Annotated in this window: 13 protein-coding genes; 2 read left to right on the forward strand and 11 right to left on the reverse strand. The window is 69.5% G+C overall.

The window, feature by feature from the left end:
* Positions 1 to 284: 284 nt before the first annotated feature.
* From BWR60_RS23750 to gcvA, 6 genes are all read right to left on the reverse strand, one after another.
* Entirely contained in the window at positions 285 to 2,288 is a 2,004-nt protein-coding gene (locus BWR60_RS23750) for an SWIM zinc finger family protein (protein ID WP_179221923.1), read from the reverse strand.
* Entirely contained in the window at positions 2,285 to 3,412 is a 1,128-nt protein-coding gene (locus tag BWR60_RS23755) for a VWA domain-containing protein (protein WP_218823643.1), read from the reverse strand. Before BWR60_RS23755 ends, BWR60_RS23750 begins: the two co-directional genes overlap by 4 nt.
* On the reverse strand, positions 3,409 to 5,763 hold the full coding sequence (locus BWR60_RS23760) for a DUF5682 family protein (RefSeq protein WP_088153591.1): 2,355 nt from the start codon (positions 5,761 to 5,763) through the stop codon (positions 3,409 to 3,411). Before BWR60_RS23760 ends, BWR60_RS23755 begins: the two co-directional genes overlap by 4 nt.
* Entirely contained in the window at positions 5,760 to 6,851 is a 1,092-nt protein-coding gene (locus BWR60_RS23765; protein ID WP_088153593.1) for an ATP-binding protein, read from the reverse strand. Before BWR60_RS23765 ends, BWR60_RS23760 begins: the two co-directional genes overlap by 4 nt.
* Positions 6,845 to 10,612, reverse strand: coding sequence for a DUF4132 domain-containing protein (locus BWR60_RS23770; protein ID WP_088153595.1), 3,768 nt, complete (start codon positions 10,610 to 10,612; stop codon positions 6,845 to 6,847). Before BWR60_RS23770 ends, BWR60_RS23765 begins: the two co-directional genes overlap by 7 nt.
* Before the next feature lie 443 nt (positions 10,613 to 11,055).
* Complete coding sequence (gene gcvA / locus BWR60_RS23775) at positions 11,056 to 11,940, reverse strand: transcriptional regulator GcvA (RefSeq protein ID WP_088153597.1); 885 nt, start codon at positions 11,938 to 11,940, stop codon at positions 11,056 to 11,058.
* A 127-nt stretch (positions 11,941 to 12,067) separates the two neighbouring features.
* On the opposite strand from gcvA, the gene BWR60_RS23780 reads away from it, so the two are divergent.
* The gene (locus BWR60_RS23780; protein ID WP_218823644.1) at positions 12,068 to 13,024 is read left to right on the forward strand and encodes a DMT family transporter; all 957 of its coding nucleotides are present in this window, start codon (positions 12,068 to 12,070) and stop codon (positions 13,022 to 13,024) included.
* 380 nt (positions 13,025 to 13,404) lie between these two features.
* Here BWR60_RS23780 and BWR60_RS23785 read toward each other — a convergent pair whose 3' ends face one another.
* The 5 genes from BWR60_RS23785 to BWR60_RS23805 all read right to left on the reverse strand — a co-directional run bounded on the left by BWR60_RS23785 (position 13,405) and on the right by BWR60_RS23805 (position 18,542).
* Positions 13,405 to 14,418 carry an SMP-30/gluconolactonase/LRE family protein gene (locus tag BWR60_RS23785; protein ID WP_088153599.1) on the reverse strand — a complete coding sequence of 338 codons (1,014 nt, stop codon included), beginning with the start codon at positions 14,416 to 14,418 and terminating at the stop codon, positions 13,405 to 13,407.
* Between the two features lie 26 nt (positions 14,419 to 14,444).
* Positions 14,445 to 15,827 carry a tripartite tricarboxylate transporter permease gene (locus BWR60_RS23790; protein ID WP_088153601.1) on the reverse strand — a complete coding sequence of 461 codons (1,383 nt, stop codon included), beginning with the start codon at positions 15,825 to 15,827 and terminating at the stop codon, positions 14,445 to 14,447.
* Positions 15,828 to 15,829: 2 nt separating this feature from the next.
* Positions 15,830 to 16,279: a hypothetical protein gene (locus BWR60_RS23795; RefSeq protein WP_088153603.1), complete on the reverse strand. Its 450-nt coding sequence runs from the start codon at positions 16,277 to 16,279 to the stop codon at positions 15,830 to 15,832.
* A 62-nt stretch (positions 16,280 to 16,341) separates the two neighbouring features.
* Positions 16,342 to 17,259: a hydroxymethylglutaryl-CoA lyase gene (locus BWR60_RS23800; RefSeq protein WP_088153605.1), complete on the reverse strand. Its 918-nt coding sequence runs from the start codon at positions 17,257 to 17,259 to the stop codon at positions 16,342 to 16,344.
* Positions 17,259 to 18,542, reverse strand: coding sequence for a hydroxymethylglutaryl-CoA reductase, degradative (locus tag BWR60_RS23805; protein ID WP_230983161.1), 1,284 nt, complete (start codon positions 18,540 to 18,542; stop codon positions 17,259 to 17,261). Before BWR60_RS23805 ends, BWR60_RS23800 begins: the two co-directional genes overlap by 1 nt.
* 185 nt (positions 18,543 to 18,727) lie before the next feature.
* On the opposite strand from BWR60_RS23805, the gene BWR60_RS23810 reads away from it, so the two are divergent.
* Positions 18,728 to 20,098: a PLP-dependent aminotransferase family protein gene (locus BWR60_RS23810; RefSeq protein WP_088153607.1), complete on the forward strand. Its 1,371-nt coding sequence runs from the start codon at positions 18,728 to 18,730 to the stop codon at positions 20,096 to 20,098.
* Positions 20,099 to 20,332 lie beyond the last annotated feature (234 nt).

A 20,332-nucleotide genomic window follows, 5' to 3' on the forward strand; every position in this document is an offset into this window, starting at 1 on the left:
AGTGACATGCGAGCGAGCCGTATGCCCCGTTGGATTCTCCCGTCGACCTGCCGGTAGGCCAGGCAGGGCCGCGCCAGAAGCGGACATGGCCAAGCGTTCCCGAGACCGGACATTGCCAGAAGTCACGGAATGCGGGCTTTGTCGGCTAAGCCAGATTGGGGAACGCCCCCGGAACCGGCCGTCTCAACTGGCACCTCGAAGCGGACATGACCACCACACTATCAGACGGGTCTTGCACCGCATTCAACCTTCGGGGTCTGGGTTGTCTCTGCGGACATACAGCGTCATTCCATCCAGACGAGGCGCGCTCGGGCGCGCCTGAGCGTCGAGACCATATAAGCGCTCCGGAGTCCGAGCGCCGGCAGCATATCCGGAGATGCGACGGCCAAGCCCCGGAAAGCCTTCGCGAGCGCCACGAAACCGGCAGGTTCAAGCCGTCCGGCCAACCGTCCTGCTTCGCGCGCAAAGACATCGGCCGGCTGCATGCCGCCCGATTCCGCCCGACGCAGCAGTCGTGCCCAGGCCTGATTCAGAACGGCGTCGGTTGCGTGGGTCGGCGTCACCGGCCCCGCAGGACCGTTGGCCGGACGCGAACCGAGTCGGCGCAGCCGGTCCAGCAGCGACCGTGATGCGGTGCCGGCATCACTGGGGCGGGCATCGAAATCGAGCAGTTGCTGCGCTTCGCCCCACAGAGCATAGGGCCGCAGCTCGATCCGGCCGCCGTCAAGGGCGGCAACGGCGAGGACGGCCCAGAACCGGGCGGATGCCACCAGCCGTTCGAGCACCGGGATCCGATCCCGCTCCGGCCCCTCGTAGCGCAGCGTCAGGCCAACCCATCGCCGCCGCGCATCCGCCAGCGGCCAGACCAGGCTCTGGCTGATCTCGTCGAACCGCGCCGTGGCGTGGCGGGAGAAGATCAGCACGACCGGCACCTCCGGCAGCGGGCCGGCGGCGAGCCGCGGCGTGAAGGCCGACTGCAGGCTGGCCTCCAGGGCGGCCCAGTCGTCGAACGCGCAGGACCAGCCGGCGACCGCCTCGCGCGTCGGAGTCCAAGGCTCGACCCGCGCCGTGACCGAAGCTGCCGCGGACAGGCGGCCGGCCGGCGATGCCTGCGCGCCGGCGAGATGCACCCGGCCGGCGCAGAGCTCGGCCATGGTCGTGCCCCAGATCGCGGTCTGGCGGAACGCCGAGACCGGGGTGAACAGCGGATCGGTCCGGTCGGGCCGTGCCAGAGAGGCCGTATAGGCCCGGCCGCCTTCGGCATCGAACAGATGCGCGGTGGCGCCGTGGGCGCCACTCGTCGTCTCCCACAGCCGGGCGCCGAGGCCGACGAGGGCGAGGTCGCTTATCGAGGCGTAGTCCTGCCGCACCTGGCCGGCGAGCCCGATCCGAAGCTGCTCCGAAGGCGCTGCATCGAGGGCAACGCACAGCGCATGGCACTCCGCGGCCAGCGCCAGCAGCGCCTCGCTGTCGGCATCGGCTTCGCGACGGCGTAGGGTGCCGATCCCAGCTGCCAGGCTGCGCAGCAGACCCGACACCCGCGGCATCGCCTCCACCCGGCCGGCCAGCGCCAGGGTGCGGGCCTCTTCCTCCAGCGCCATCGGCGCGATCGCCAGCCCCGTCCCATAGACCCGGCACAGGAAATCCCGGACCTCCCGCAGGACGCGCGAGTCAGGGGCCTGCGCAGGGAGATCGGCGTCGGCATTCGTCTCAATCGCCGGTGGCGGCAGGCCGAGTGCACGGCGTGCGGCCAGGGCCGCGGCGACGACGCAGGCCTTCCGATCCTTCAGGGCAGCCTTGGTGATGGCGGCGTCGAGTCCGCCCACGGCGAGAAAGACAACAGGCTCGGCCGTGCCGAGGCGCACCGTCAGCGACGACGTCTCGGATTTGATCTCGACCGCGACCTCCGGCGCGGCCACCAGCGCGTTGCGCCAGCCAGACCGTCCGGCATAGCGCGCCAGCTCCTCGATCCCGATGGCATCGAACACCGCCGCCCAGTCGGTCGAGGCAGCTTCAGCCGTGGCGCCCCGCAGATGGATCGCCGCGGCCAGCCGGTGCCGGCAGATGCCCGGCGCCGGACAGGTGCAGGTGCTTGTGGCAAGGCCCTTGGTGTCCAGGCGGACGGTTTCGCCGTCCAGGATCAGGTCGGCGCTCCGCTCGTCCTCGCGCTCGACTCGCACCCGGCCGGCATCCGCCGTGGCGCGGCGCAGCAGGCCGCGCGATGCCAGTGCCTCCAGCGCGGCATCGTCCAGGCCTTGCGCCATGGCCCGCAACGGCGTGAGGCTCACGTCATGACCTCGCAGAGCCATTCGGCGAAGCGGTCCGGCGTCAGCGCGGCGACCGCCATCCCGGCATCGGCGAGCCGGACGGCCATCGCCCGGTCGTAGACGGGCGTTGCCTCGCCATCGAGCGCGGCCAGGCCGATCAGCGTCACCCGCGCTTCGGCGAGGCGCCGCACGGCCCGGATCAGCGCCGCCGGTGAACCGCCCTCCTCGAAGTCGCTGATCAGGGCCAGCACGGTGCGCGAGGGCTGGGTCACCAAGCCGTCGCAATAGGCGACCGCCTGGCCGATATCGGTGCCGCCGCCGAGCTGGACCGACAGCAGCAGGTCGACCGGGTCGTCAATCCGGTCGGACAGGTCGACCACGGAGGTGTCGAACGCCACCAGCTTCACCTGCACGGCCGGCAGGCTGGCGAGGATGGCGGCCAGCACCGCGGCGTGGATCAGGGACCCCAGCATCGAGCCGCTCTGGTCGACGCAGAGGATGATCGTCCACGGCATGCGCCGCTGGTGGCGGGCGGTGAAGATCAGCCGCGCGGCGATCAGCGCCCGCCGGTCCGGCTGGTAGTGGCGCAGATTGGCGCGGATCGTGGCCCGGACGTCCAGATTCGCCATGCGCCGGTGCGGGCTGCGGCGAAAGCGGCTGCGGCTGCCCGACAGCGCCTGCGCCACCTCGCTCGCCAGCTTGCGCCGCAGCTCCTCCACGACCTTGCGGACGATCTCGCGGATCGGTCCGGCCACCTTCGGGTCGGCGCGGCCGCGAAACGACAGCAGCACCTTCATCAGGCCGAGATTGGGCTCGAGCCGCTGCAGCACATCGGCGTCGGCCAGCAGCTCGGCCATGCCGAAGCGCTCGACCGCGTGGCCCTGCACCGTTTCGAACACGCTGGCCGGGAACAGCGTCCGCACCTCGTCGAGCCACCGCGGCACCACGATCGCCGACGGGTCGAGGGACCCGCCCCCACCGGGCCGGAAACCGCGCTGCGCGTGGCGGCGGCCATAGAGCACCTCCATGGCATCGTCCATGCGCCGCTCCAGCGCCGACGGGCCGGCGCCGCCGAGCCGGTCCTGGGCGTGGCGGCCCAGCGCCAGGCGCCAGCGTGCCGCAGCGGTTGGCCGGGCGTCGCTCACTCCCGGGGCTCCAGCCAGTCGGCCAGCCCGTCCTCGCGCCAGGCCTCGGCCATCCGGATGGCGACGGCCATATTCTCCGCCAGTTCCTCGGGCGGGATCGTCCCGTCGAGCAACTGCTCCGCCGCCAACCCGTGCCGCGTGGCGGCCCAGGATGCGACCCGGTCGATCTCGCCGGGGGTCAGTTCGCCGAAGGCGAGGCGCAGCTCCGGCAAGGCGGCGACGAAATCGTCCTGCCCAACCTGCGCAAAGAAGTCGTCGGTCGCCGCCAGCAGCTCGGCGCTGTGGACGATCAGCCGGGGTGCGACGGCCAGACAGCCGGTCAGCACCGAGGCGGCCTTGCCATCCTCGACATGGACGCCACGAAGCTGGGCGGCGATGCGCGACACGACCTCCTCCTCCGGCATCAGCCCGATGACGCCGGCGAAGGCCAGCAACGCGCCGGTGAGCGCCGGGGGTGGCGATGCCGCCAGAACCTCGAGCAGCACGCCGCCGAAGGCGTCGCGGTCGATCGCCTCGTCACCGCCGGCCACCAGCCCGGCGAGGTCCGCCACTGCCCTGACCAGCACGGGCAAGCCATCGGCCGGCGTGTCCTTCAGCAGCGGAAACAGCAGGATCAGCCGCTCGAAGGCCCGGCGCCGGATGCCGGCGAAATACGGCGCTGGATCAGGCGCGCCAGGACCGGGGCGGGCCAGGCCGGCCATGATCGACAGCGCCTGGACGATCGAGGCGGCGTCCGCATCCTCCTGGATCGCCAGCTCGCACCAATCCGCGGCGCGGGCGAACGTTCGTGCGAAGCCGGTCCGAACGCCGGCGACCAGCAGCGCCGCTGCGGCCCCCGCGCTGCGGGACCGCCCGTCCGCCGCCAGCCGGCCGTTACGGCGCTCCAGCTCAGCCAGACAGAGCGCCTCGAGCGTCCGCCCGTCGATGGCGTGCCCGATCAGCGCAGCCTCCACCATCGGCGACCAGGCATAGCTCCAGCTCTCGAACAGCACATCGCCGCGCCAGCCGCTCAACGGGTCGGGGCCGCTGATCCGGCTGGCGAAGCCGGCACCGACGAGGTCGAGCGCGAACAGGAAGCGGCTGGCCGCGGCGTGGCGCGGCTTGCGCAGGATGTCGAGATCGCGCGTCCGGCGCGCGCCGTCCTCCAGATTGAAGCCGAGCGACCGCGCCTGCGACCGGATCGCCTCGACGATCGGCGGCTGCGCCGTGCCGGGCGGCAGCTCCCCCATCGCATCGCCGGTGAGGAAGTCGTGGAATGCGTCGAGCAGCGGGGCACGGCCGAGCTCGATCGCCTCCTTCACGCCGGTAGAGCGGATGGCGTCGATCAGCTCGCTGCGGCCCGGTGCCGGCAGATCCCGCAGCGTGGCCAGGTGCCGGGCAGCCATCACCGCGGCGCCTAGCACCGGCGTCGCCAGCGCCAGCTGCGGCTGGGTGCGACGCAGATGGTCGGCGAAGTCGGTCATGAGGCCGAGGGTGAGGTCGGGGCCATGACCCGAGACCACGGCATGCCAGAGCCGATCGTAGTAGGCGGGGTGCGGCAGGCCGGCGCCGTAGCCGCTGAAATGATCGAGCTGCCGGAAGCCGTAGCGGACCAGGAAGGCGTTGGCCGGCGGGGCCTCCAGGTCCGGTCCGGGGCGAGGCGGACGGTCGAGGCTCTCGATCAGTGCGGGGGTGTGAAAGCCGCCTGTGACCACGGCAATCGCGCCGGGGCCGGCAGCCCGGGCGACTGCCAGCCGGGCGGCCATCTGCGCCTCTCGCGCGAGAGTGCCATCAGCCTCCATCTCGGCCGGGTCCGAGACCGTGCGGATGTGACGGCAATACAGCCCGACGGCATCGAAGAAGCCCCTCCAGTCGCCGCCGCCGCCGGCCTGCGCCTCGAACAGCGCATCCCACAGCGCCAGCGCGTCGGCCACGCCGCGGCGGGCGCACAGCTCGGCGACATAGGCGTTGTGGTCGAGCCGCCAATCCGCGATCAACGGCGCCGGCGCCAGCTCCCCCGCCGTCGCGTGGCGGCGCATCTGCAGGTGCCGCGCGGGCAGGTCGATCAGGGATGCCTGTGCGCCGGACCGGCGCGCCCAGGCGAGCGCGACGAGCTCCGGCGAATGGCTGCAGAACGGATAGGTCGCCGTGTGCCCCGCCCCGTCGCCGGCCTTGGCCGACGGCAGCGAGACGATCGCGATCGGCGGCCGCGCCGCCGGGTCGGTGAGCAGGGGCAGCAGGGGCTCGAAATCGACCGGGGCCTCGACCAGCACCTGGGCCGGCCGGATCTCGTCGAGCGCGCGGGCCAGCGCCAGCGCGCAGGCCGGGCTATGGTGCCGGATCGGGAAGAAGACCACCGGCGTCGTTGTCACGGGGCGCGATGGGCCTTCAGGGCCGTCAGCATCTCGTTCCATGCCCGGCTCCGGCGGGATCGCTCCTTGACCACGTGATCGACATAGGCACCGAGCTTCCGCACGTCCTCCGCATTGTCCTTCAGCACCACGCCCGTCAGCTGCCGCGCCACATGGGCCCCTGTCACCCGGCCCTCACCGAAATAGACCGCGTCGAGCGATGCGGCGTGCGCCACGTTCACCGCCTCGGCAGTGGACATCACTGCGTCCGGCCGCGGCACTGGCACCCCGTCCCGGGTCTTGCCGGAGCGGAGGTCCTGGAAGGTCGCCACCAGCAGGTCGAGCACCTCGTCCGACAGCTCGGCCTCCACCTCGGCGCGCGCCAGCCGTTGCCCCAGCTGGCCCAGGATAAGCTCTCGCTCCAGCCGGGGGTCGGAGACGGGCAGCACGGTCTCGAAGCTGAAGCGGCGCTTCAGCGCGCTCGACATCTCGTGCACGCCGCGGTCGCGGAGATTCGCCGTGGCGATGACGTTGAAGCCCGGCGCGGCATAGAGCGCGTGGTCCTCGCCCAGCTCCGGAATGGCCACGACCTTCTCGGAGAGAATCGAGATCAGCGTGTCCTGGATCTCCGGCGGGCAGCGCGTGATCTCCTCGATCCGCACGATGCGGCCGCTGCGCATCGCGTCGAGCACCGGCGATGCTGTCAGCGCCCGCTCGCTCGGTCCCTCTGCGAGCAGCAGCGCATAGTTCCAGCCGTAACGGACATGGTCCTCGGTGGTGCCCGCGGCCCCCTGCACCACGAGATTCGAGCGGCCGGAAATGGCGGCGGCCAAAAGTTCAGACAGCATCGACTTGGCGGTGCCTGGCTCGCCCACCAGCATCAGCCCCTGGTCGCCCATCAGGTCGACGATGGCGCGCTCGACCAGGGCGTCGTCGCCATAGAATTTGCGCGCGACGCCGATGCCGGGGTCGCCGATCAGGAAGCTGCGCACGGCCTTCGGCGACAATACCCAGCCGGGCGGCCGCGGGCCTTTATCCGCCGATGCCAGCCGTGCCAGCTCGTCGGCGAAGACCGTCTCCGCCGGTGGGCGAAGGATCTGCGTCACCATGCGGCCTTCTTCTCCCAATCGGGGGCGTAGCCGGTTCCCGCCGCGGCCATGGCGTGGAGGTCGTTCCAGGCCTCGCTGAGCAGCACCGCCGGCACTTCCTTCAGCGGCACCGGCTTGTCAAAGCGCAGCCCGCCGCCCTTGCGCATGCGGAGGAATCTCAGGCCCAGCAGGGCCGTCAGCCGGTTCTCCTCGGGCAGGGAATTGCCGGTGAACTCGACCACCGCGGTGACGTTCAGGCTGTTGAAGCCTTTCTCATAGGTGGTGAAGACACCACCGTCCTGCGCCGATCCGCGCGTGTAGCCGAGCTTGGTGGCGGGGCCACGCAGCTTGAACGCCTCGATCAGCCAGCCCCGGCGATCGCTGATCTCAGTCGCCTCGGCCTGCCCCGCGGCCAGCGCTAGCAGCGGCCGGCCGAGCTGGTCGAACAGCGGCTTCACCTCGTAATCCGCGATATGGCGGCGCCACGCGGTCGCCTCCGCATCGGTGAAGTCGGTCCGATGGGCCAGCCGAACGCGTGCGAGCCCGTCGAGGCCGACGGCGGCGTCCTCGGCATCGGTCAGGGTCAGGTCCTCCATCGGCCGGAATGCCGCGACCCTCCAGCCCTCCAGGTCCAGGCCAATCCAGAGCAGCCGCTGGACCATTCGGCCGACCAGGGGATGGTGCAGCAGATGCTCTGACCAGTCCGCCATCGGCCAGTCCCGCCCAACGCAGAGAGCCTCGTAGAGCCGCCTGGGCTGAAAATCGAAGACCTGCTTGACCTCCTTCCTGGCATTGGACAGGGCGGATTTCGCCTCGGACAGCGCCTCCTTCGTCTCGGCCGAGGTTGTGGAGGGCAGGCCCTGCACCGGCTTGCCGTCCGCGTTGTGCAGCTGGACCTTACCGTCGTCCGCCAGCCGCGCCGTATAGGTGCGGTCGCCGATGGGAAGCGGCAGCACACCATCGTCGCCGAAGCCACCGGTCGGAACTGTGCGATCGGCCAGTTCCTCCGCGGTCCAGCCGCGGCGCTCGGCGATGGACTCGACCAGCTGGCCGGCGAGGTCCTGGACGGTGCGGGTGCGCCAGCGCTTGGCGATCGAGAGCACGAACTGCGTGGCGACGGGCGACGGGTTGGCGGCTAGGCACTCGATCAGCGCCTTGCATTGCGCTGTCCGCGGGTAGTGGTCGCGGAAATAGCTGCGCACCAGGGCGACCGAGTCCGCACCGCTCGCTCGTGTGGCCAGGGCGAGGATGCCTTTGCTGTCGTTGCCGCTGTTGCGATACTCGGCGAGCTTGCCGTTGCGCAGGATGGCGAAGGCCCGGTCCCAGGTCATATCCGGCATCCAGCGCTGGTAGCCCTTCAGCGTCGCATCGACATGGGCCCGGGCATGGGCGTTCGCCTCCTCCTCACTCGGCCGGACCGTGTCGTGAGAGATCCAGGCATGCAGCGCGAATGCGCCGAGCCGTTCGGCGCTGGTGGGGTCGAGTTGGTCCAGCAGCAGCTCGAACCACGCGTTGCCGCCCGGCTGCTTCAACTTGACCGCGGCCGTCAGCCACCAGCGCGGCACCATCGGGTCGAGCTCGGCGCCGTTCGATTGCCGCAGCCTGGGCAGGGCCTCGAGTGGGAACCAATCCAGCTCCTTGCCCGACGCCTTCTTCAGCGCGGCCTTGGCCTCCTCGAGCAACGTGCCGGGCGAGACGAAGCCGCCGATGTCGCCACCGAGCCGGGCGATGGCGCCGAGGAGGGCCGCCTTGGCCGGAGCCAGCTTTTCCTTCTTCGTGGCGGCCAACAGCGCCGGCAGCGCAGCCCGGGCCCCGCGTTCGGCCAGCCAATGGGCGGCGCCGATCCGTGTCTCCTGCTTCGGATGATCGAGCAGCGGGATCAGCAGGCCGTCCAGTCCGGGGGCCGCGTCCAGGAGATCGCGAGCCTGCCGGCGCACCAGCTTGCGATCGCCGACCGCTCGGTCGACCAGAGCAGAGAAATAGCGCGCCGGGGTCTTCGGGAAGATCGCGAGCAACTCCAGCGCCCGGTCTTCCTGCAGCGGGACCGGGCCCGACGGCGGCGCCAGGCCGAGCGCCTCGTCGATCATGACGAAGTGGCACGCGAAATAGGGCCATAGATCTGTGGCGGGCCATTCGTCAAAGTCCGGGGCTGGGCCCCAGGAGTGCTGGAGGAGTCTGCGGATCACCCCGTCAGCTGGATCACCGAGTGCGGTGCAGGCGGCCGCATATGTCCGCAGTCCGCTCATCCCTTGCAGGCGCTGTCGCGCCACGTCGACGGTGGGGCTTCTATGGAAGATAGAGAACAGCCGGTAGGGGCCGCTTCGGCCGTAGTCGCTGCCATGCATGCGCAGGATGTGCCACAGGGTGAGGTCGGGATGGGCCAGGATGCGGGCCTGCACCGCCTCCCGTTCCTTGCCGACACCCCAGGCCTGGGTGACATTCAGGATCGCAGGATCCTGCGACTCACGGGGAAGCGTCTCGCCGCCGGGCGCGACCAGCCGGCAGAACCGGTCCGTTGCCGTCGCCGGCATCGGCACTCGCCGTTGAAAGTATTTGCCACCCGACTTTTCGCGATTGTGCCGCTCATCGTCGGCCCGCCATTCGGCAAAAGCCCGATCCACCAGCGGCCGTAGGGCTGGCGACACCGGACGATCGAGGGGCAGCTCGGCGAGCGGCGGCGCCTCGACCCAGCTGCGGTCCAGAGCGAGGTAACCGTCGGATCCGTCCGGACGATGGTCCTCCCCGCCCGCCGCCAGAGACTCCTGGCCGATCAGGCGCTCTAGCTCCGCCGCCACTCTGGGGGCGTCCTCCGCCTCTAGCAGCCTGCGCAGCAGATCGACTCCGCCCGGGCCACCCGCGATAGCAACGGCGCGGGCGATCTCGATCTTCTGGCTCGCCTTCATGCCGGGGAATAAGGCCGCGACCCGCGCGAACAGCAGATCCGGATCGGCCGCCTTGAGCAGCACCGCGGCCGCCTCCCTTGCCGCCTTGGAGCTGTCGCAGGCCTGGGCGAAGGCCAGATCGAACCAGGCGCCGTCGACCAGGCCCTCGCGGGCGAGAACACGCAGGCCGAAGGCGCGCGCCTTGGGCGACAGCTTCGCGATCTCCGTAGTTCGTGCGACCGGATCCTCCCGCAGGAAGCCGTCGAAGTCCGGCATCGTCTCCGGGGTATGCCGCGGAATCAGATCCCCATATCGGCTGTCACCATTCTCGAAGGCCATGTCGAGGATCGGATCGAGACTCGCCCGCGGCTCCGTCTCAAGCAGTGCCCGAAGCTTTGCGATCGTGAACGGCGCCGTGGCGTTCGGCGGAAGTTGCTTAGGCGCACCTCCGGTCGGAGTGTTCCTGCCCGACAGGACCGCGGCCCGCGCATCGGCATATTCCACCATGATCGTGGCGAGCCAGCGCGGCGTGCGGTCGGAGCCTGGGATTGGCGGGTAGCTGCGGTTGCCCCTGGCGATCGCCAACACCTCGCCATACCGCCTGAGGATGCCGGGCTGCCAGTCGCGGGGGGCCAGGACATACTCGGAACGTCCGTCGGTCCAGTTTCCGTTGCTGGACCAATAGTTGCGCCCCAGCGCCTCCGCGACCTTCTGCTGATGCTGTCCAAGCGTCAGCAGGACGCTGTCGTTCTCGCCGGTCAGGACATAGCGCAGCGCCTGGGCGCCCAGATCGGGGATCACCGCATCGAGCCGATCGAGGTCCCGCCGCAGCGCGGCGGCGTCCCCTTGGGTTCCGGAGGATGATTTGGTTAGCCGGAGCCAGTTTGTTAGCCAGTTCATATCCCCCTCCCAATTCGATATTGATGCCAGGAGTCGAGGCTATTGGGAATGTATGTCCGGACCACCAGCTACGAGGTAAATTCGCCCGCTTGGCCGGCCAGCGCTCTCGGAATTCTCAAAGGTCTGCATCGGGGATAGAGGAACGAAGGCTCAGGCCGCGGGGCGCCATATCCGGCCACTGTCGTGGCTTCTCCAAACCGGACGCGGTCCATCCAGGCTAGGACAGGCCATTTCATGCCGGCCTAACGCCCCAGAAGGTTCCCGAAACCGGTCATCGACTTCGGCTCCCCGAAGCGGACGCTTCCGCATGGGGGCTCTTTGCGTACGACCGCCGGCCTCCCCGACTCCTCTGAAGCGGACGCTCTCGATGATCCGACTCTGGATGCGCAAAACGGCCGCTTACAACAATGTGGCATTCAATGAGGAAAGCTGGTGGTGATGAATTACCGGATCTCGTCGACTATCCAATTTCTGAACGCACGAACCTTCGGGTGATCTTGATTGCCCATGCGATAAACAAGATCATATCCCCATTCCACTTCAAGCTTAGCCTGCGGGAACGGCGCCACGAGACGGCCCGCTGCCAGGTCTTCAGCGACCAGCACGCTCCGACCCAGAGCCACTCCTTCTCCCCGGATCGCAGCCTCAATCGACATGCTGCCGAGGCCGTAGCCGGGACCCCGCATCCGTGGATACGGCAGTTCCATCATCGAGAACCAGCGCTCCCAGGTCGTGTTCATGCCGATCTCGTGGATCAACTGGCACCTCGCCAACTCGCTGGGCGAGCGAAGTCCGCCCATGCGGTCGCGATAGTCCGGCGCACAGACCGGGGAGACGGTTTCGTTCATGATGCGCTCGCCCGTCGCGGCAGGGTACCGGCCGGTGCCATAGCGCAGGGCGACATCGACATGGCCGGTTGCGAAGTCCACCTCGGCATCGGTCACCTCGAGGTGGACGTCCAGATCCGGATATCGTGCCATCAACCTGTGCAGCCGCGCCGTCAGCCATTTGCTGGCGAAGGACACGCCCGAGCTGACGACGAGGCGGGTGTCGTCGTTCCTGCGGCGAAGGTTTTCCGCCTCGCGCGCGAGCTCGGAGAGCAGCCGGGTGACGGCGCTGAAGAACGAGGCGCCCGCGTCTGTCAGTTCGATCCTGCGAGTCATCCGGCGGAAGAGCCGAACCCCCAGGTGATCCTCGAGCGATTTGATCTGACGGCTCACCGCGCCGTGGGTCAGATGCAGCTCTTCCGCTGCCAACGTCATGCTCAGCCTTCTGCCGGTGGCCTCGAAGGCACGGAGGGTCTGGAGGGGAGGAAGCTGGTCGGCCATACGGCGTTATATGTGATTCCTGCTCATGCGTCATGTGAGGATAAATCGTTTGTTGGTGGTGCCCGCCGGCTCCTAGACATGACGCAGGTGCACGTACCTAACCATCAAAGCACACGAAGCGCCCGTCATGCAAAAGGCCACCGACGCCGCAGCTCTCCCGCCCATCGCTGTTCGTGCCCAGTCTCTTTCGGCGAAGAGCCTTGGCGCAATGCTGTTGCTCGCCGTCATATGGGGGCTCTCCATCCCGATCACGAAACTGGGCCTTGAGACGATCCCGCCTTTGACGCTCACCGCCATGCGCTTCCTTGTGGCTGTTCCATTGTTCCTGATGCTGGCGGCAGGCCGGCTTCGCGTTCCGTGGCGGGCCGTTCCCAGCATTGTTGCGCTGGGCGTGATGGGCATCACCCTGGGAAATGTCGCACAATCATTCGGCGTGCAGGGCACATCGGCTTCAGCCGGCACGATCATCTCCGCGACGATACCGATCTTCATCGTGATCTTCGCGGCGGTACGCCTCAAGCAGCCGGTCGCCGGCCGACAATGGTTCGGCCTGTTCGCAGCCTTTGCCGGCATCGCACTGGTGGCGGCAGGAAGTGGATCGGGCGCTGACGAGATGTCCAAGACGACTGCCGCCGGCGTGATCTGGATGCTCGTCTCGGCGATCGCCATCGCCTTCTACTACATCTGGAGCGCCGAACTCACACAGAGGTACGGCACCCTGCCCGTGGCGGCATGGAACGCGTTGGCGGGTCTGGTCGCAATCCTGCCCCTGTCCGGCTGGGAGATGGCGCACACGCCCGTGCAGATCACCGTGCAGGCTGTGTGGGCAATCGTCTATCTCGGCGTGATGGTGACTGTCGCGGGACTGCTCTTCTGGCTGTATCTGCTGCGGGCTGTCCCGGCCCGGGTCGCGGCGAGCGTTCAATATCTCCAGCCGGTTTTCGGCATTGCCGCCGCGTCGATTCTCTTCGGCGACCCCCTCGGCCCGATGTTCGCAGCCGGCGTCGTCCTGATCCTGGGCGGCCTCGCTTTGGCAGTCGTCAATAAGCGGCCTGCCGCCGAGATGGCAGTGCCCCACGAATAGTCGGCAACTCACTGCCTTTCCGATCCTGGAGCAGTCCGATGACCGCTCTGGATCGAATTCGACCCTGTCCGCTCCCCGGGCGCCCGGCGGGTGGGCGCCATATTTGGACATTGGCGCGGCGCTCTGATTCCGGACATCAGGCAAATCCGCGGGATCTCGCCGCTTTTGGCAGATTGAAATGAAACCGGCCGCCCGAGACCGGCCATCGCAGGTGGGGCCGAACTGGTCACGGCTGCACCCGACACCGAGCAGATGATCGTCGGCCCGAGGGGCATCTCCAAAGCGGACCTCTTCTGCGATCCATCCGAGGACAGCCAGTCCGCTGGCGGCATTGGGCGGGTTGCGGGACCCTTCAAATGACTGCCGGAAAGATCGCTCTACTACTGAGCGGGATGCCGTGATGGCGCTTCTCCGAAAGCCAGCACCCGGTAGACGCCGCAGCCCTCGCCGCCCTGGCCGTCGCTGGCGACGATGTAGAGCTCCTTCGTGCCGGGCTTGAACGCCATGCTGGTCGACCGGAGGTTGTGCCCGGCCTCCCGGCCCGGGATCAGGATCTGGCCGATCGGCAGGCCCGCCGCGTTGAAGACGAGGACGCGGCCCTGGCCGTAGATCGCGACATACAGGTTGCCGTCGGCGTCGACGCGCATGGAATCGGGCGCCGGCCCGATGAAATGGTAGGGCACCGACGTCCCGAAGGGCGCGATGGTCGTCGCGTCGCTTAGTTCCACCCTGTGCAGGACCCCGCCGCTGAGCTCGTCGGTCCACAGGGTCTTGCCGTCGGGTGAGAGCGCCACGCCGTTGGCGACCGCGAGGTTCGGCAAGACGGGCGTCGTGGTCCTGCCGTCCGGCGAGACGTAGTAGACGCCGCCCTGGGGATCGCTCGAGGTGCCGCGGAAATCGGTGAAGTAGAAGCCGCCCGCGGCATCGAAGTCGATGTCGTCGACCAGATGGCCCGCGCTGGCGGGGATGATCGTCTCCGGCTGCGATCCGTCGGGCCGGGTCGCGATGATGCCGCCCGTGTCCTTGAAGTTGCCGAGGCCGGCGATGAACAGGCGGCCGTCACGGTGGACGGCGAGGCCGGCGGGTGCGAACCCGGCCGGGGTCGCGAAGCTGGTCAGCTGCAGGTCCGGCGTCAGGCGATAGACGCGATCGCCGAACACGTCGACGAAACGCAGGTCGCCCTGGCGGTCGAACACCGCGCCCTCGAGCTGCAGCCCCTTGTCCGAAACCTTGAAGAAGGGCTCGGCCGTGATGGTCTGCAGCCCCTGCTCGGAGGGCGGTATCGGCACCGGCCCCTGGGCGGTGGCGACGAGTGCCGGCAGGGCCGGCGCCGCGGCGGCCGGGGAGACGGCGAACACGGCCATCAGCAGCGCTGTGGCGAGGCGCGACATCATGATCCTCTCCTGCGAGGGTGTCGGGATCAGGCGAACAGCTTGAGCAGCGCCGGGACGGACAGGACCGCCGCGTAGTAGCCCATGAACTGGACGCCGCTGTTGAAGCCGAAGGCCCGGTAGAGCAGGCCGCCGACCAGGCCGACGACGATCACCACCAGCACGCCGAGCAGCGCCCCCTCCCACAGCCCGATCACCAGCACCAGGCCGACGAAGGTGGCGATGATCGCCTCATGGCTGATGTGCCGCGAGACGAGGACGGCGGCGGAGCGCGCATAATTCATCGACAGCGGATAGGCGACGAGCGCCGCCAGCACCACGGCCAGCAGGCCGTAGACCAGGAACTGCCAGGGGCTCATCAGCGTGTGCAGGTTCACGATGTGCTCGCCGGCCGCGTCCACCGAGAAGCGCGGCGGCGCGTTGAACAGCGGCGCGGCGGGGCCGGCCGCGACCGGGCTGAGCGGCAGGCCCAGCGCCACCAGCGGGATCATCGCCTCGGCGATATAGGTCGATTCCGTCACGCCATTGCGGACGCCGAGGACGGTCGTCAGGCGGTGATAGGGGTGGCGGATGCGTGCCGCCACCGCCTCGCCCAGCACCACCGTCATCGCCACCGGCGAGAACACGAAGGTGGCGCTGGAGACCACCGCGGCGCCGGCCACGGCGCGCAGCTGCGTACCATCGAGGACCCTGAGCGGGTTGGGAAAATAGCCTTTCCACCCCTTCACCTCGGGCGCGATCGAGACGCGGCGCGGCCCTCCCCGGGCCATGCGCGCCCGCTCGGCCGGCGACAGGACGGAGAACAGGTCGGCCACCAGCGGCCCCACGGCGATGCCGAGGAAGTAGCTGATGCTGAGCTTGGTGCCGAAGCCGGCGGTGAAGGCCTGCAGCGCCAGGATCAGCGCCACGAACGGGATCAGCAGGAAGACCGACGCCCAGCGGCCGGCCGAGAACCGGGCGATGAGGAGCGCGGCGATCAGGAACAGCCAGGGGGCGGCGCTGGTGATCTTCTGCCCGAAGGGCGCGATCAGCAGCGCGAAGGCCACCGACAGGGGCACGGCGATGAGCGCCGCGACCAGCGCGGAGGCGACCATCTTGCGCAGCGCGATATGGGGCACGCCCAGATTGCGCAGATCCGTGGCCTGCTGCATCAGCGGCACGGCCATCGTGTCGCCGGGGATCCCGAGAAGCGCGGTCGGGATCGCATGGGTCATGTGCTTGGAGACGGCGGCGGCGAGCCAGAAGGTGAAGATACCGACCGGCGGGACGCCGAGCAGCACCACCAGCAGCGTGGCCGGCGCCATGGTGGTGGTCTCGTCGGTGCCGGACACCAGGCCGACGGCGGAGAAGATCACCGCCCCCAGCAGCCCCATGCCGATCGCGACCAGCAGGTCATGGCTGAGCATCTCCATCCTCAGGCCTCCTGCATCGGGCGGCGGCCCGGCTCCGCATGGACCGCCGGCGCCGATGCACGGCCGCCCGCAGCCGGCAGCAGCCCGTCCAGCCCCAGGGCCCTGAGCTCCTCGCTCGCCGCCGCGGGAATCGGTGCGTTCCGATCGTCGGCATCTCCGATCAGCGCGGCGATCGCCCGCTCCCGGGCCTCTGCATCGTTCCCGCCTTCGAGCAAGACCCGCTTCGGCGGGAACAGCCTGGCGCAGACCACGCAGCTGGCGAGGCACCCGGCCAGCCCGACCAGCATCGCATAGGCCTTGTTCACCGAGGCGTCGCCGTCCAGCGCCCGGAAGGCTTCGACCGCGCCAAAATAGGCCGCGAGGCTGAGGGCCGCGCCGATCAGCACGGCCAGCCGGAGATGCCGCAGGTCGACGACGTCGCCCCACACCTCCGCGAGATTGTCAGAAGACATGAATGATCCTCCCGTTCAGACCGGCGCCCCGCGGATCGGGGCTGCCTGTGGGGCCGGCTTCGTCACCGGCCGGATTGGCCCTCGCCTCGATCGCCCCGCAGAGCCGCATAGACCTTCGATCTGGGAGGACGTCCCAGGCCATGGGCGATGAAGGCAACCGCATCGAGCAGGCGATCGAGATCGACGCCGGTATCGACCCCGAGACCGTCCAGCATGTAGAGCAGGTCCTCGGTCGCCAGGTTGCCGCTCGCCCCCGCGGCATAGGGGCAGCCGCCGAGGCCGCCGGCCGCGCTGTCGATCACCGAGATCCCGGCTTCGAGGCAGGCCAGCACATTCGCCAGCGCCTGGCCGCGAGTGTCGTGGAAATGGATCGCCAAGCGGTCGATCGGCACCGCCTTGGCCACCGCCTCGACCATGCGCCGGGCCCTGGCCGGGGTGCCGACGCCGATGGTGTCGCCGAGCGAGACCTCGGAACAGCCGATCCCGACCAACCGCTCGGCGACGGACGCCACGGCCGGCAGGGCGACCTCGCCCTCATACGGACAGCCGAGCACGCAGGAGACATAGCCGCGCACGACGATGCCATGGGCCTTCGCCATCTCCATGACCGGCAGCGCCCGCTCGAACGACTCCCCGATCGAGCAGTTGATGTTGCGGCGGCTGAAGCTCTCGGAGGCCGCGACGAACAGCGCGACCTCCCGCGCCCCCGCCGCGACCGCGGCCTCCATGCCCTTCAGATTGGGCACGAGCACCGGATAGCGGATGCCGTCCCGCGCAGGAAGGCCACGGAGGACCGCGTCGGAGCCCGCCATCTGCGGCACCCATTTCGGCGAGACGAAGCTGCCGGCCTCCACCGTCGTCAGCCCGCTGGCCACCAGCGCCTCGACCAGGGCGACCCGCTGCGCCGGCGTGACCGTCCGGGGCTCGTTCTGCAGGCCGTCCCGCGGCCCGACCTCGACGATCCGCACCGGCGTGGCCATCAGCGGCCCCGGATCTCGGCCAGCACCGCCGCCGCCGCATCGGCATTGATCGACTTGCGCTCGATCAGCAGGCGGGCGACCCGCTCGACCTCCACGCCGGCCGCGCCAGCGGCAATCGCGATGTTCTGCGCATGCAGGGCCATATGGCCCTTCTGGATGCCATCGGTGGCCAGCGCCTTCATCGCCCCGAAGTTCTGGGCCAGCCCCACCGCGGCGATGATACGGGCCAGCCGTTCGGCCGAATCGACGCCAAGGATGGCGAGGAGGGCCCGGGCGGTCGGATGGATCCGGGTGGCGCCGCCGACCAGGCCGACCGCCATCGGCATCTCCAGCATCCCGGCCAGGTCGCCCTCCCGCGTCACCTCCCAGCGCGACAGGCTGCGATAGCGGCCGTCCCTGGCGGCGAAGGCATGCGCCCCCGCCTCGACCGCCCGGGTGTCGTTGCCGGTCGCCAGCACCACGGCGGAGACGCCGTTCATGATCCCCTTGTTGTGGGTCGCGGCGCGGTAGGGATCGGCATCGGCGAATTCGAAGGCCTCGACCATGGCGTCGCGGACGGCCTCGCCGCCGATATCGGCGCAGCGCCATGTCGCCCGGGCCCGGGCCACGCGGCGATCGGCGAGGTTGGACAGGATCCGCAGCAGGCTGCGTCCGCCCGTCCACTCCGCCAGCTTCGGCGCCAGGCGCTCCGCCATCGTGTTGACGGCGTTCGCGCCCATGGCGTCCTTGGTGTCGATGACGATATGGGTGATCACCATCGTGCCCGACGGCGCATCGATCAGGCGCACCTCGAGATCGCGGAAGCCGCCGCCGAGGCGCAGCAGGGTGGGATCGCACTCGTTGCACAGCGCCTCGATCTCGCGCCGGCGCTCAAGGATGACGAGCCGCGCCCGCGCCGGGTCCGCCAGGTCCAGCAGCTGGATCTGCGCGATCATCTGCGTGCCGGACATGGAGGTGGTGAAGCCGCCATTGTCGTAGCACTGGCGCGCCGAGTTGCCGACCGCCGCGACGACCGACGATTCCTCGGTCGCCATGGGCACCAGGACGTCGCGACCATCGACCTTCATGTTGGTGGCGATACCGACGGGGATGGCGATGGTCGAGATCATGTTCTCGATCATGTGGTCGGCCAGGGGCGCGTCGATGTTCGACGGCGCCGCCAGCTGGTCCCGATGCGCCTGATCCAGGGCCGCGAACGCGGCGACCCGGTCCAGGCGGTCCTTCCATCCGAGCTTGTGGAAGCCGGGAATCCTCGAATGTCCAAGGCTGCTGTCCTGCGGCACGCACGGTCTCCGATCGCTGCTCATCGGCACGCGGAAAGCCGCGGTCCGGCCTGGCAAGGCCGTCTCCTCCCTCGGCGTCTGTCGCGGGCCTGGAGAGGACGCTACCCTCGCCTCCGGGATCGTGGCAGATACGGTTTGGGACAATCTTCCGGGAACCGTACCCTTCATCAGACGGATACAACGCCATGCCGACGGCGCCCCACAAGATCGACTTCGTGATGGAGGGCGTGCTGACGCAGCTCCGTTCGGGGCTGCTGCGCCCCGGAGAAAGGCTGCCGTCGATCCGGGAGGAAGCGGCCCGTCTCGGTGTCGGCAAGAACACGGTCGTCGAGGCCTATCTCCGGCTCGTGGCGCAGGGAATGCTGCAGGCCAAGCCCGGCTCCGGCTACTACGTCGTGCGCACGCCCCCCGCGCGATCGGAGGAGCGCGGCCTGCCCCTGGCGGCGGCGACGGACCGGGCGGCCCTGCTGATCGAACAGCTGGACCGGCGGCTGCCGATCCGCCCCGGCGACGGCCGCCCGCCGCCGGACTGGCTGGAGGCGTCGGAGCTGCGGCGCCACCTGTCCTTCCCGCGCTTCCGAGAAGCCGACGCCTACAACACCTCCTGGGGCCATCTCCCGCTGCGCGAGCGGCTCTGCGGCGCGCTGGCGGAGCGCGGCATCGCCTGCACCCCCGGCCAGATGCTGATGACGCACGGCGCCAACCATGCGCTCGACCTGATCGTCCGCCGCTACACCAGCCCCGGCGACGCCGTGCTGGTGGATGACCCCGGCTACTACCCGCTGCTGGCCAAGCTGGTCCTCGCCAGCGTCCGGCCGGTCGGCGTGCGCCGGCTGCATGACGGCCCCGACCTCCACGACCTGGAGGCCAAGGCTCGCGACAGCGGGGCCCGCCTGTTCTTCACGCAGTCCCTGGCCCACAACCCGACCGGCGGGTCGATCACGCCGGGGGCGGCCTATGGCGTGCTCAGGATCGCGGCAGCGCACGGCCTCATGGTGGTCGAGGACGACCCGTTCGCCGACATCCTGCCCTATGCGCTGCCGCGCCTGGCGTCGCTCGACCAGCTCGAGAGCGTCATCTACATCGGCACTTTCTCGAAGACGCTCGCCGCCAGCTTCCGGGTCGGCTACGTGGCCGCCGCCCCGCGGATCGCCGCCGAACTCAACGAGCTGAAGGTGGTGACCACGGTCGCCACCTCGGCGCATGACGAGCGGCTGATCTTCCAGCTCATCGACCAGGGGCACTACCTCAAGCATCTGCGCCGGCTGCGGTCCCGCGCCAGCAAGGCCACCGCCGAGACCGTCAGGGGCCTGGAGGCGGCCGGCTTCTCCGTGCGCCGCCCCCTCGGCGGCGGCTTCTATCTGTGGATCGACCTGCCCGGACCGATGGAAGGTGACCACCTGGTCCGAAACGCCGCGGCCGCGGGCATCTTCATCGCGCCCTCGGCGACCTTCTCCGCGGGCGGTGCCGGCCCGCCCGCGATGCGGGTGAATGTCGCCTACGGGGCCGATCCGACGTTCCTGGCCTGGATGCGGGAACAGCGCGGCTCCGGCTGAAGCTCCGATGTCGCGGCGCGATGCCACAGCTGTTTCGAGGCGCCGAGTCCTCTCCGCCACTGCGGCGAGGCTCACCCTGTGACCCGCTAGAGCGGAATGAGGTTGGTTAGAATCGGAAGGGGATTCCCAGGGGCGAGGGAATGTGATTCATCATGCTGGCTGGGAGGAGGCCAGCCTGGATGGGTAAACCGTGCTCGATGGATCTCCGTGAGCGAGTGGTGCGGGCGGTGGAGC

It is taken from the genome of Inquilinus limosus, assembly GCF_002195995.1.
In the GTDB taxonomy this organism is placed as follows: domain Bacteria; phylum Pseudomonadota; class Alphaproteobacteria; order DSM-16000; family Inquilinaceae; genus Inquilinus; species Inquilinus limosus_C.